Origin of the sequence: Halobaculum sp. D14, assembly GCF_051195135.1 — an archaeon.
In the GTDB taxonomy this organism is placed as follows: domain Archaea; phylum Halobacteriota; class Halobacteria; order Halobacteriales; family Haloferacaceae; genus JBNTKA01.
This window is the reverse complement of sequence record NZ_JBNTKA010000001.1, coordinates 652,567-664,339: the sequence shown is the minus strand read 5'-3', so window position 1 is coordinate 664,339 and position 11,773 is coordinate 652,567. Positions and strand designations below refer to the sequence as shown.

12 protein-coding genes are annotated in these 11,773 nt (G+C 71.8%); 6 read left to right on the top strand and 6 right to left on the bottom strand.

Going from position 1 to position 11,773, the window contains the following annotated elements; all coding sequences use genetic code 11:
- The first annotated feature begins 286 nt into the window (after nucleotides 1-286).
- The gene (locus tag ACQUST_RS03325) at nucleotides 287-592 is read left to right on the top strand and encodes a hypothetical protein (protein WP_435124903.1); all 306 of its coding nucleotides are present in this window, start codon (nucleotides 287-289) and stop codon (nucleotides 590-592) included.
- Nucleotides 593-681: 89 nt separating this feature from the next.
- On the opposite strand, the gene ACQUST_RS03320 is transcribed toward ACQUST_RS03325, so the two are convergent.
- From ACQUST_RS03320 to ACQUST_RS03300, 5 genes are all read right to left on the bottom strand, one after another.
- Nucleotides 682-3,195 carry a DUF7527 domain-containing protein gene (locus ACQUST_RS03320; RefSeq protein ID WP_435124900.1) on the bottom strand — a complete coding sequence of 838 codons (2,514 nt, stop codon included), beginning with the start codon at nucleotides 3,193-3,195 and terminating at the stop codon, nucleotides 682-684.
- Nucleotides 3,196-3,325: 130 nt separating this feature from the next.
- On the bottom strand, nucleotides 3,326-3,772 hold the full coding sequence (locus ACQUST_RS03315) for a DUF7410 domain-containing protein (protein WP_435124897.1): 447 nt from the start codon (nucleotides 3,770-3,772) through the stop codon (nucleotides 3,326-3,328).
- A 14-nt stretch (nucleotides 3,773-3,786) separates the two neighbouring features.
- A complete protein-coding gene (locus ACQUST_RS03310) occupies nucleotides 3,787-5,226 on the bottom strand; it encodes a hypothetical protein (RefSeq protein WP_435124894.1) in 1,440 nt (479 codons plus the stop codon).
- 132 nt (nucleotides 5,227-5,358) lie between these two features.
- Entirely contained in the window at nucleotides 5,359-5,775 is a 417-nt protein-coding gene (locus ACQUST_RS03305; RefSeq protein WP_435124892.1) for a DUF488 family protein, N3 subclade, read from the bottom strand.
- A gap of 43 nt (nucleotides 5,776-5,818) precedes the next feature.
- Nucleotides 5,819-5,974, bottom strand: a complete 156-nt coding sequence (locus tag ACQUST_RS03300) for a DUF7563 family protein (protein WP_435124889.1) — start codon at nucleotides 5,972-5,974, stop codon at nucleotides 5,819-5,821.
- Nucleotides 5,975-6,092: 118 nt separating this feature from the next.
- Here ACQUST_RS03300 and ACQUST_RS03295 point away from each other — a divergent pair, with 118 nt between their 5' ends.
- Nucleotides 6,093-6,968, top strand: coding sequence for a cytochrome c oxidase subunit 3 (locus ACQUST_RS03295; protein WP_435124887.1), 876 nt, complete (start codon nucleotides 6,093-6,095; stop codon nucleotides 6,966-6,968).
- Between the two features lie 166 nt (nucleotides 6,969-7,134).
- Nucleotides 7,135-8,757 carry a potassium channel family protein gene (locus ACQUST_RS03290; protein ID WP_435124885.1) on the top strand — a complete coding sequence of 541 codons (1,623 nt, stop codon included), beginning with the start codon at nucleotides 7,135-7,137 and terminating at the stop codon, nucleotides 8,755-8,757.
- A gap of 44 nt (nucleotides 8,758-8,801) precedes the next feature.
- Here ACQUST_RS03290 and ACQUST_RS03285 read toward each other — a convergent pair whose 3' ends face one another.
- The gene (locus ACQUST_RS03285; protein ID WP_435124882.1) at nucleotides 8,802-9,368 is read right to left on the bottom strand and encodes a DUF998 domain-containing protein; all 567 of its coding nucleotides are present in this window, start codon (nucleotides 9,366-9,368) and stop codon (nucleotides 8,802-8,804) included.
- A 298-nt stretch (nucleotides 9,369-9,666) separates the two neighbouring features.
- On the opposite strand from ACQUST_RS03285, the gene ACQUST_RS03280 reads away from it, so the two are divergent.
- From ACQUST_RS03280 to ACQUST_RS03270, 3 genes are all read left to right on the top strand, one after another.
- Nucleotides 9,667-10,299: a thioredoxin domain-containing protein gene (locus ACQUST_RS03280; RefSeq protein ID WP_435124880.1), complete on the top strand. Its 633-nt coding sequence runs from the start codon at nucleotides 9,667-9,669 to the stop codon at nucleotides 10,297-10,299.
- 53 nt (nucleotides 10,300-10,352) lie between these two features.
- Nucleotides 10,353-11,138: an aldo/keto reductase gene (locus ACQUST_RS03275; protein WP_435126100.1), complete on the top strand. Its 786-nt coding sequence runs from the start codon at nucleotides 10,353-10,355 to the stop codon at nucleotides 11,136-11,138.
- A gap of 93 nt (nucleotides 11,139-11,231) precedes the next feature.
- Nucleotides 11,232-11,726 carry a metal-dependent hydrolase gene (locus tag ACQUST_RS03270; RefSeq protein WP_435124877.1) on the top strand — a complete coding sequence of 165 codons (495 nt, stop codon included), beginning with the start codon at nucleotides 11,232-11,234 and terminating at the stop codon, nucleotides 11,724-11,726.
- The last annotated feature ends 47 nt before the right edge of the window (nucleotides 11,727-11,773 follow it).

Sequence of the window (11,773 nt, the reverse complement as noted above, 5' to 3'; positions counted from 1 at the left end):
CGCACACATACCGCGTCTCCCCTCGCGGTGAATCCGCGTGCGTGTATCAAACCGCGGTCAGTGCCGACCGAAGCGCTGCCTCCCTCCGGCGGCAGGGTGTCGAGCCGCGGCGGCGCCCGGCCCCCGTGCCGGCTGGCCGTGAGCGGAACCGTTAACCTTTCTCATGCTGTACACCGTGACAGCACTCTTCGGCGCTCCGCGTCGGCGGTCTGGCGTGACAGCGCGCTGACCGACCGCCGGGCGGAGGGGAACGTTTAAACCCTGTACGCACGAGTTAACATGTGGCATGATAGATCGACTTGAGAAGGAGGTGGATATGCTCGAACGGCACCTCCAGGTCCTCCGGATGGTCATCGAGAACGAACCCATCGGCATCGTGAAGATGTCGAACGAAACCGGCTACCCCCACCACAAGGTGCGGTACTCGCTGCGCGTCCTCGAAGAGGAGAACCTCATCGAGCCGTCCAGCCAGGGAGCCATCACGACAGAGCGCACCGGCGAGTTCGTCGACGAACTCGACGACAAACTCGACGAGATCATCGACAAGATCACCGGGATGCGCATCGAGTCCGCGCCGGAAGCCGAGAACTGATCGACCACCCGGAGCGGCCCGTTCTCTCCGCAGTCTCTCCTCGCGGACGCAGCCCCGATTCCGACCGAAAATGACGCGTGCCGGCCGGCTTACAGCTCCGGCACGGTGACGTGGAACTCGCTCTCGCGGGACTCCACGAGACAGAGGTGGAAGCCGCGCTTCCGCGCGAGCTTCACGAAGCTCTTGCGTTTGCTCCGGCTGAGCAGGCCGCCGCCGGTCGCGTCCGCGGCGGCTTCGAGCGCGCCCGGCTCGAAGAACGACGCCGTGACGTAAAACGCGGCGCCGAGGTCGTCCTCCTGGTCTGCGACGTCGCTCGCGTCGCCGACGAGGCCGTCGAGGTCCGACTCGGTCGTCGCCTCGCGCGAGTCCGTGACGTCGGCGACGACGAGCGGGTTGCCCATGCGGTCGCGGAGCACGACGTCGAACTCGCGGCTGCCGGCCTTCTTCCCCTCGTCGTCGGTGAGCGTCACCGCGCCGTGCAGCTCCGCGCGGTCGACGTCCGGGATGGCGTCGAACAGGTCGCGCATCGACCCCTCGTTCCCGGTGTCTTGAATCTCGTAGAGGAGCCGCCGGACGACCCACTCGACGAAGCTGTACTCGATGGTGCCTTCGAGGAACGCCGTGAACGGTTCGCCGTCGACGACGACGCCGTCGGCGTCGAACTCGGTGTGCTGCTCCAGCCGGAGGTTGTCGTTGACGTCGCCGCGGTCGGCGCCGCCGGCGTGCGCCTTCTCCAGGGTGGCGCCGCCGCGGGAGTCGTACCGGACGAACAGGTTCGTGCCGGCCAGCACCTCCTCGGGCGACAGCGACCGGCCGCTCGGCGCGTCGGGCGCCCGGCTCCGCGCCTCCGCGAGCTCCGTCTCCAGCTCCTCGACGCGCTCGCGGAGCCGTTCGGCCTCGTCGCGGAGCTCCGCCGCCTCGGACTCCGCGGATTCGAGCTCCGCCGCCTTCGACTCCAGCTTCTCGCGCGCCTCGTCGCGCTCGCGTTCGGCCGCGGCGAGTTCCTCGCGGAGCGACTCGACCGCCTGCGGCGACTCGTCGGCGGACGGCTCCGCCTGCTGCGGGTCGGCCGCGGGCTCGGCGGACTGCGCCGACTGCGGCTGCGTCCGTGTCTGCTCGGCGCTCGCCGCGCGGCCGTCCGCGTCGGTCGACGACCCTGAGTCGGACGTGCTCGCCTGTGCGCGTCGGCGTTCCGCCCGGTTCCGTTCGGCGCGCTGCCGCCCGGCCGACGACGACGTCGAGGACGCAGAATCGGCGGAGCCGGCCTCGCCGTTCGTGCTCGTCCGGTCCGGGTCGAGCGACGGAATCGACCGCGTCTCCCGCCACTGCTGCTCGGCGGAGAACGGGTCGCCGTCCTGCGACGCCGCCGCGTCTGCCGAGGTTCGGTCCGCCCGCGGGCCGTTCGAATCGTCGGCGGAGCCAGCGCCCGGCGCGTCGGCCCCGGCCGGTTCGGCGTCGTCGACAGCGCCGGGCGCGGCGTCGACGGCGCTCGGCCGCTCGGACTCGTCGACGTCGGCCGGCTCCGCCGCGTCGGCGTCGGCCACGACGTCGCTCGCGGTCTCCGTATCCGCGTCCGTCGCCGCTTCGTCGTCGTCCGCCGCGTCGACCGACTCCGTCGCGGCCGCGTCCGCGTCGGTGGACCGCGACGCCGACGCCGACTCCTCGTCGGCGATGTCGCCGGCAGCGTCCGCGTCCGCGACCCGGTCCGACGAGCCGATGGTGATGCTGTCCGGCGACTGCTCGCCGGCAGCGGCGTGCCGGTCGTCAGCGGCGTCAGTATCCGCGTCGGCGGCGGTCGCAGCGTCGGATTCCGCGTCAGCGTCGGCCGCGGCCGACGCGGTTCCGGCGGCGGTCGCCTCGGTTTCTGCGTCCCCGGTGTCGTCGGCGTCGCGGTCCGCCGAAGCGACCTCCGACGCGGCGCTCGCAGCGCCGGCGGCTCCGGCGCCGCCGAACCCGGCCGAACCGCCGACGGCGTCGTCGCTTCCGGCGTCGTCGCCGCGGTCGTCGCGGTCGCCGCGGTCGTCGCCCGCGTCGCCCGTCGGTTCCGGTTCGTCCGGTTCGGACGGCTCCGGGACGTCGACGACGTCGATGTCGACGTCGTTGACCTCGTAGATGCCGACCTCGTCGTCGGCGCGGTCGAACGCCTCGTCGCCGGTGAGCGTCTCGCGGCTGTTGCCGACGAACGCGCACGGCAGCGCCCGGCCGCCGTAGTAGACGACGTAGTAGTCGCCCGAGAGGACGTTCTCCGAGAGTTCGACGTAGCCGGTGAAGTTCCCGGCCGAGAGCTTCTCGTTCGCCGCCGACAGCGGCGTGTCGTTCGTGTAGTACTTCGCGCGGGTCTCGCCGCCGGCCGCCTGCATCGCGAAAAGCAGCGGGAGCGACGGGTCCGGAGCCGTGTACGCGGTCCCGTCTGCGTCCTCGAACGACTCGATGGAGCCGTCCGCGGCGCCGACGACGCGGCCGTTCAACACGAACAGCCACGCCGCCCCGTCGGTGACCGCGCCCGTGAAGCCGCGGTCCGCGAGCGACCGGAGCCCCGCGTACCCGCCCGAGAACGGCTCGGACTCCCACCCGGTCACCGTCTCGACTGTCTCGCTGTCCATTGCCGGTATCTCACTGCGTGCCACGCAAATACTTTCCGCTCGGTGTGACGGGCGTCTTGCGCCGCGAGCGACACGAACGGCCGCCGTCGCCGCCGGTCGGCGCGCCCGGCGCGTCAGTCGCGTCGGTCGGTCAGTCGCCGTCGGTCGGGTCGGCACGCCGAACGCGGCGCGCACAGCGAGGCGCCGCCGCGACGACGAGCAGCAGCGACGAGGCGGCGTCGGCGGATTCGCCGCCGAGGCCGCTGAGCGCGTACAGGAACAGGAACCCGAAGTACAGCAGGACGAGCAGCCCGAGCCCGACGATGCGGAACCGCCGGAGGTCGTCGGCTTCCGCGGCGGCAGCGTCGTCGTAGGCGGCGCGTTCGGCGTCGCCGAGGTGGTCCGGGTGCGCGAGTCCGCGGTGGAGGTCGCGCGGCCGTTCGCGCGCGAACACGTCGCCGCAGTACGGGCAGTCGTACCGGTCGGCGTCCGACGGAACGACGTGGTCCACGCCGCGGACCGCCGACGCGTCGTCGCCCGCGCCGTCGGCTGCGCGGTCTGGGGCGTCGTCTCGAGTCGCGGTGTCAGTTCGGGTCATCGGTGGTGCGGTGGTCAGATGAACGGCGGGGCGCCGGCGGGCCGGGTGACGATCCAGAGGCTCACCATCGTGTACGCCACCATCGCGGCGGTGACGCCGTACTGGCTCCGAATCGCCTGCAGCCGGTCCGGGAACAGGTCGTAGGCGGTGGCGTGGGCGACCCAGACGGCGAGCAGGTGCCCGGCGAGCACCGCGGCGATGCCGACGCCGCCGAACCACGCCGGTACGACGAGTTGCGGCAGCGTCGCCGGCGGCGACAGCGGCGCGGTCAGCGCGACGAGCAGCGTCGGGGCCAGCGCGACCGCGGTGGCGGCGTTGTGCGCGAGGTGGTAGCCGGCGGCGATGGCGAGCAGCGACGGCGCGAACCGCCGCGCCAGCGTCGCCGCGGAGACGAAGGTGTCTGCGGTTCGGCGCGCCGACCGCGCGGCCGCGAGGTACAGCGCGAGGAAGGCGGCGTAGCCGACGAGCAGCGCGCCGAGGTACGCGACGCGCGGCGGGACGCCGGCGTCGACGACGGGCGTCGCGACGGTCCGCCAGAGGCCGGTTCCGACGAAGCCGTCGTACGTCGTCACGAACACGACGGCGACGACGAAGCCGACGTCGCTTCGGTCGCGCACCCAGTCCGTCTCCGTCAGCCCCATCCCGGGGACGCGAAGCCGGAGCCGCCGGGCGTCGTCGCCCCGGTCGCCGTCGACGGCGGTAATCGGCGCGACGCGGCCGTAGGCGGCGAGCAGCCGGGACACCGGGTCGGCGTTGCCGAACCAGTCGTCGGCGCCGAAGACGGCGCTGCCGGCGACGGACACCGCGAGGTAGGCGGCGACGACGCCGGCGAGCAGCCGCGGGTCGTCGGCGAGCGGCGTCACGACTTCGAGGAACACGAGCGCGAGCAGCCCGGCGACCGCCGGCCACCGGGCGAGCCCGTCCGGGTAGGGCCGGTTCAGCGACGGCACGGCGGCGGCGACGGCTCTGAACGGGTTCACGGCCGGCCACGCGTCGCCGACGAGGTAAGCGGTCGCGACGAACGCGCCCCACCAGCCGACCCAGACCAGCATGACGGCGGCGTTTCGGCCGGCGCGCTCCGGGCCGGCGACGCCGACGACGATGACGGCCGCGAGGCCGGCGACGCCGAGGACGCGGCCGGCGAGCACCGCGGCGCGGCCCGGCGACGGCAGCGGTCGTCGCCACGCGTCGACGGCGCGGATGAACGCGCGGTCCGTGACGAACGACGCGAGCAGGAACGACGCGCCGATGACGGCGCCGCCGGTGGCGAGAAACAGCCACGTCGGCACCGCGAGCGACTGCTCGGCCGCGCTCCGGATACCGCCGGCGTGAGCGGCTGCGACGCCCGAGAACGCGAGTATCGTCGCGGCCGCGGTGACGGCGGCAGCGACGCTGCGGGTCGACCGGCGGAAGGCGGTGATCGGGCGGTCGGGGCCGCGGCGCCAACGACTCATCGGTCGGGGTTCGGCGAGGCGCCGCCTGTACCTTGCGGAACGTCGCCGCGGACGCGGTCCGCCGAATCAGCCAGTCAGTCAGGACGGATCGAGGGCGTGAGAAACCGTCCGGGGGCAGCGGGAGCGGCGGCGTCAGCGTTCGAGGTACTCCCGGAGCGTCGTGCGGTGACAGCGCTTCTTCGCGGTGTTCTCGTAGCAGACGAGCGCGACGTCCTCGTCGCGGTCGAGCGCCGCCCGCAGGTCCGACAGCGCCGCGGCCGCATCCGGCGACGAGTCGAGGTGGTCGCGGTAGCGGTCGTCGAAGTCCACCTCCTCGAAGGCGGCGTTGTGCGCCTCCTCCTCGCACATCCCGGCCATCTTCAGGTCGTCTTCGGTCCGCTGGGCGTCGTCGAGCAGGTCGTCGGGCGGGGCGAGCGCCGGCCGGTTCTCGTCGACCGCGGCCGAGAACCACGACGTCGGCCGGCGGACGACGCCGACGAGCCGCGCGTCGTCGGGGAGGTCTGCCAGCCCGTGCTGGAGGGCGGCGACGTAGGTGTCGAACAGCGCCATTACTCCGAATGCGGGCCGAGCCAGCAAAAAGTCGGTGCCGAGTTCAGACCCGCTTCGACCGCGCTTCCCGGACGCTCGACCCGTCGCGAACCATGTCCTCACACGACGGGCAGACGCGGACGTCGCTCATTCCTTCCGGTGCGAACACGGCCACGTATCGTTCGGTGACGAACGAGCTGCAGTTCCGACACTCCGGCATACGGTGCCACCTCGTGACCGGATTGCCCTATGTTTGTCGGCCGACCCCATGTCAACGATTGCCGGCCGGCCCGGCGCAGTTGGGAGGATTTTTGGTGCCCGGCCGGTTATCCGCGGCCATGGCTACCGAAACGGACGACGCCCACGACGACGGGCACCACCTCCCGGCGGTGCAAGACTGGCCGCGTGGCTTCGGGGAGGCCTCGTGGTGGCCCTTCGTCACGGCGCTCGGCGCCGCGGGCATCTACGTCGGCGCGGCGCTGTTCTTGATGGGCCACGGCGACACGAACATCGTTCCGGCGATCACCGGCCCGGCCGTCGTGGTCGGCAGCATCGCCCTGTTCCTCGTCGGGCTGTACGGCTGGCTGTACCACGCGTTCGTCGCGCACTTCTGGGAGCGCGGCACGGACGAACACAGCGCGAACAAGCTCCGGTGGGGGATGCTCGGCTTCCTCGGCTCCGAAATCGCGACGTTCAGCGCCGGCTTCGCCTACTTCTTCTTCATCCGGACGAACTGGCCGCCGACCGGTGCCGAAATCCCGGACCTGCTCGGGTCGCTCGTCATCGTCAACACGGCGCTGCTGCTCGCGTCGTCGGTGACGCTGCACTTCGCACACGAGGCGATTCGGGAGGGCGACCGGAACCGGTTCATCGGGCTGCTCACCGCGACGCTGCTGCTCGGCGTCGTGTTCATCGGCGGCCAGGTGTTCGAGTACTACGAGTTCATCGTCCACCACGGCTTCACGCTCACGTCCGGCGTGTTCGCGTCCGCGTTCTACGGGCTCACCGGGCTGCACGGGCTGCACGTCTCGATGGGCGCGGTGCTGCTCGCCATCGTCCTGTTCCGCGCCTTCCAGGGGCAGTACTCCGCCGACCGCCACGTCTCCGTGACGACGGTGTCGATGTACTGGCACTTCGTCGACGCGGTCTGGGTGTTCCTCGTCATCGTCCTGTACGTCGGCGCCGACCTCGGCACCCCGGGCGGCGTCCTGTAACCGGCGGCGACCGCGACACGACCCGCCCCAGTATTCCGGCTGCTCTGACCGCACTCTGACCGTACCCCGACCGTACTCCGACGGCGGTTTTGCTGCTGGAGACGCTCGCGGGAAGCGACGTCGGCGAGCCGTCGGGCTTTAACTCGGCGCAGCCGCTACAGCGGATATGACTTCGGCGAGCCGACGCGCGGCCCAGTACCTCCTCGGGGCGCTCGGCGTGATGCTGGCGCTCGGCTTCGTCTACCAGTGGGGGTTCGAGACGTTCGAGGGGCGGCAGGTCGACTACGTCCACTCGCTGTACGTCGTCGTCGAGACGTTCACGACCACCGGGTTCGGGCTGCACGCCGGCGAGTGGACGAGCGACCGGATGCTGCTGTTGATGATCGTGATGCAGCTCGTCGGCGTCGGCCTCATCTTCCTCGCGCTGCCCGCCGTCGTCGTCCCGCTGGTCGGCGACGCGCTGTCGGCGTCGCTGCCGACGGAGACGTCGCTGACCGACCACGTCGTCATCTGTTCGTTCACGCCGCGCGGCGAGACGCTCGTCGACGAACTGAAGGCGCGCGGCCAGCCGTACGTCGTCGTCGAGCCGGAGCGCGACCGCGCCGAGGCGCTCGCCGACGAGCACGACGTGGTGTACGGCGACCCGGAGGAGGTGGAGACGCTTCTGGCGGCGAACGCCGACGAGGCGGCGGGGCTGGTCGCCGACGCCGACGACGAGACGAACGCCAGCATCGTGCTGTCCGCGCGGGAGGTGTCCGAGGAGCTGTACGTCGTCAGCCTCGTCGAAGACGAGTCCACGGAAGACTACCACCGGTACGCCGGCGCCGACGAGGTGGTGTCGCCGCGGCGTACCCTCGGCGAGAGCCTCGGCGCGAAGGCGACGACGACCGTCTCGGACGAGCTCGGCGAGAGCATCGAAATCGGCGAGGACTTCCAGCTCGCCGAGCTGCTCGTCCACCACGGCAGCCCGCTCGCCGGCCGGACCGTCGCCGCGAGCCGCGTCACCGAACGCACCGGCGCGAACATCCTCGGCGTCTGGAGCGGCGGCGAGTTCGAGTCGCCGCCCGCGCCCGACCGCCGCATCGACGAACACACCGTGTTGCTGGTCGCCGGCCGCGAATCGCAGCTCGAAGAGCTGAAGGAGCTGACGCTGTCCGAGACCCGCGAACACCGCCGCGGCCGCGTCATCGTCGCGGGCTACGGCGTCGTCGGCCAGGCCGCCGCGGCGGAACTCGCCGCCAGCGAGGACACGCTCGTCGTCGACGCCGAGGACAAGCCCGGCGTCGACATGGTCGGCGACGCCACGGACAGCGTCACGCTCGAAGAGGCGAACGTCTCCGACGCCCGCGCGGTCGTGCTCGCGCTCGACTCGGACACGACGACGATTTTCGCGGCGCTCGCCGTCCGGAACGTCGCGCCGAACGTCGAAATCATCGCCCGCGCGAACGACGCCGACTCCGTCCAGAAACTGTACCGCGCCGGCGCCGAGTACGTCCTGGCGCTGTCGACGGTGTCCGGCCGGATGCTGGCGTCGCATCTGCTCGACGAGCAGGTGCTGCGCGCGGAGACACAGATCGAACTGGTCCGGATGGAGGCGCCGAAACTGGCCGGCCGGACGCTCGCCGACGCGGACGTCCGCGCCCGCACCGGCTGTACGGTCGTCGCGGTGCAGCGGAACGGCCACCTCATCACCGACCTCGACCCGGACACGGCGGTCCGCGACGGCGACACCCTCGTCGTCGTCGGCACCGACGACGCCGTCAACCGGTTCACCGAGCAGTTCGGCTGAACCGCCGTTCGCGGCGTTCGTCAGTTCGACCTCGGCCGGCCGCTCTACCCGTCGAGCGGCGCGACGGGGGAGAGCGTGACGACCCAGACGAGCAGCGCGACGGAGCCGACGAGTTCCGGGATGGCGAGGCCGGGGCCGAGCCTGACGCCGGCGCCCCACAGCAGCCAGTAGCCGAGGTGGACGACCGCGAGCGCCGCGGACACCCGGCCGGTGGGCGTGTCGCGTCGGAGCGCGCCGTCGACGGCGAGCGTCGCCGTGATTCCGAGGAACGCGCCGATGGCGACGGGGGCGTGCAGCGCCGTGTCGGCCGGGAACGCGCCGACCCCGGCGAGCAGCAGCGCGGTGGCGGCGAAGCCGACCGGGACCGCCCGGTCCGCGCCGTCCGCGGCGTCCCACAGCGCCCAGGCGTACGGCAGCGACGCGACGCCGCCGACGAGCAGCGCGCCGTTGAACAGCGCCGCGCTGCCGGCGGTGACGCCGAGGTCCGACAGCGCGTTCGCCCGCCACGAGAACCACGGCGCCAGCATCGCCGCTGTGACCACGCCGACGAACGTCGCGACCGTCGCCGCCGTCCCGACACCGACCGCGACCGACCGCGCGTCTCGGCTCATCGTTCGTTCGTGTACCGTCCGTGATAAAATAGTCGCGGTCACGGGTCGACGGAATCGTACGGCGAGGGCGGGGAGGCGGGAGGGCGGTGGCGGGGAAACGGAGCCAGAGGCGGTGGCGGGGAAACGGAGCCAGAGGCGGTTGCGGGGAAACGGAGCCAGAGGCGGTGGCGGAGAGGCGGCGACGGCCGCCGAAACCGTCGAGCGCGTCGCCGCACCGACCGCCGAGCGCGTGGGCTGTGCGGCTCGTTTCACCGCGTCGTTCGGTGTGCTTAACATCGCGCCGTGCGGACGGTCGGCCATGACGAGTCGACGGGCGTATCTCGCAGCGGTCGGCGGGGCAACGGCGTCGCTGACGGGCTGTCTCGGTCTCGGCGGCGACGGGAGTAGTTACAGCTGTTCGGGGAGCGACCCGGACACGGTCGAGGAGCTTCCGCAGCCGACGATGGGGAACCCCGACGCCGACGTCGTGGTGAAGGCGTGGGAGGACTTCTCGTGTCCGCACTGCCGGACGTTCAGCCTCCAGGTGCTGCCGAAACTGAAGTCGGAGTACGCCGACCCCGGCACCATCCTGTTCGAGCACCACGACTGGCCGATTCCGGTGCGCGAGTGGGCGTGGGAGGCCGCCAGCGCCGCGCGGAGCGTCCAGGACGCCGCTGACGACGCGGCGTTCTTCGACTTCGCCCACCAGTTGTTCGAGAACCAGGACAGCTACTCGACGGACCTGCTCGGCTCCGCCGCCGAAGCGGTCGACCTGGAGCCGTGTACCGTGATTCAAGACGGCACCAGCGGGACGTACCGGCCGGTGGTGGAAGCCGACAAGCAGCGCGGCACCGAGGCGGGCGTGCAGGGAACGCCGTGGGTGTTGGTGAACGGCGAGTACGTCTCGCCGACGTACGAGAAGATCAGCGCGAAAATCGAGTCTGCGCTGTAAGCCGCGGGTTTTTGCCGGCGCCGCCCCCAGTTCGTGCCATGACTGGTCTCGACCTGCCGCCGCTCGGCCTCGGCACCTCCGGCAACGACGACTTCGAGCAGTGCGCGGACACCGTCGCCGCGGCGCTCGACGTCGGCTACCGGTTCGTGGACACGGCGCAGATGTACGACAACGAGGAGGCGGTCGGCGAGGGAATCCGGCGGAGCAGCGTCGACCGCGACGACGTCGTCGTCGCGACGAAGATTCACCCGGAGAACCTCGCGTACGACGACGCCAAGCGCACCGCGAACGCCTCGCTTGACAGGCTCGGCGTCGACTCCGTCGACCTGCTGTACGTCCACTGGCCGACCGGTGCGTACGACCCGGACGGGACGCTCCGCGCGATGGACGAACTGTACGACGACGGCGTCACCGACCACGTCGGCCTGTCGAACTTCACGCCGCGGCTGCTCGACGAGGCGCTCGACCGGCTGGACGCGCCGGTCGCCGCCCACCAGGTGGAGTGTCACCCGCGGTTCCGGCAGGGTGAACTCCGGCGGTACGCCCGTCAGCACGGCCACGCGCTCGTCTGCTACTCGCCGCTCGGCCAGGGCGACCTGCTCGACGACCCGGTCATCGTCGACGTCGCCGACGAACACGACGCCTCGCCCGCCGCCGTCTGTCTCGCGTGGGCGTTCGCACAGGAGACGCTCGTCCCCATCCCGAAGGGGACCGGCGACCACGTCGGCGCGAACTACGAAGCCCAGTCGCTCACCCTCGACGACGACGCGCTCGCCCGCATCGACGACCTCGACGAGAACCGCCTCATCGACCCGGATTCGGCCGCCTGGAACCAGTAGGACCCGCCGTCGCCGGGGCGAGCGCGGTCCGAGTACAGCCCGAAACCGACCGGACCCCGAGTGCATTTACGCGGGGGCCGCGAAGCGGACGGCGTGTACCGGAAGGGCCACCTGGGAGTGTCGCTGCTGCTGTTCGCGCCGGTCGGCTACTGGCTCGTGACGGCGGGCTACGGCGCGCTCGCGTTCCTCACCGGGGCGACGATGCTGTACCTCGCGATGCTGCCGGACGTCGACCACCGCGTCCCGGGCGTTCCGCACCGCGGCCCGACGCACTCGCTGCTGTTCGCCGCCGCGGTCGGCGCCGCGTTCGGCTACGCCGCGACGCTGCTCGAACCGGTGTTCTCGGTGGCGGTGCCGGCGGGGCTGTCGATGCCGGCGTTCGGGTTCCTGCTCGGCTTCGGGTCGGTGACGGCGCACCTCGCCGGCGACGTCATCACGCCTTCCGGCGTGAACTTCCTGTGGCCGTACCCGTACGAGTGGTCGCTGAATCTGACGCGCGCGGACAGCACCGCCTGGAACCTCGGGCTGTTCGGCCTCGGCGTGTTCGCCGTCGCCGCCGCGGCCGCGCTCGCCTTCGGCGTCGTGTAGACGGCTGCCGGCCGACTCGGCCGGCCGTCCGGAGCCGAGTTTTATGC

Bases quoted from the DNA above. Each gene is read 5' to 3' on its own strand.
- ACQUST_RS03310 (WP_435124894.1), bottom strand. From the start codon at position 5,226: ATGAGTCGTTGGCGCCGCGGCCCCGACCGCCCGATCACCGCCTTCCGC.
- ACQUST_RS03325 (WP_435124903.1), top strand. From the start codon at position 287: ATGATAGATCGACTTGAGAAGGAGGTGGATATGCTCGAACGGCACCTC.
- ACQUST_RS03280 (WP_435124880.1), top strand. From the start codon at position 9,667: ATGACGAGTCGACGGGCGTATCTCGCAGCGGTCGGCGGGGCAACGGCG.
- ACQUST_RS03295 (WP_435124887.1), top strand. From the start codon at position 6,093: ATGGCTACCGAAACGGACGACGCCCACGACGACGGGCACCACCTCCCG.
- ACQUST_RS03290 (WP_435124885.1), top strand. From the start codon at position 7,135: ATGACTTCGGCGAGCCGACGCGCGGCCCAGTACCTCCTCGGGGCGCTC.
- ACQUST_RS03300 (WP_435124889.1), bottom strand. From the start codon at position 5,974: ATGCCGGAGTGTCGGAACTGCAGCTCGTTCGTCACCGAACGATACGTG.
- ACQUST_RS03285 (WP_435124882.1), bottom strand. From the start codon at position 9,368: ATGAGCCGAGACGCGCGGTCGGTCGCGGTCGGTGTCGGGACGGCGGCG.
- ACQUST_RS03315 (WP_435124897.1), bottom strand. From the start codon at position 3,772: ATGACCCGAACTGACACCGCGACTCGAGACGACGCCCCAGACCGCGCA.
- ACQUST_RS03320 (WP_435124900.1), bottom strand. From the start codon at position 3,195: ATGGACAGCGAGACAGTCGAGACGGTGACCGGGTGGGAGTCCGAGCCG.
- ACQUST_RS03305 (WP_435124892.1), bottom strand. From the start codon at position 5,775: ATGGCGCTGTTCGACACCTACGTCGCCGCCCTCCAGCACGGGCTGGCA.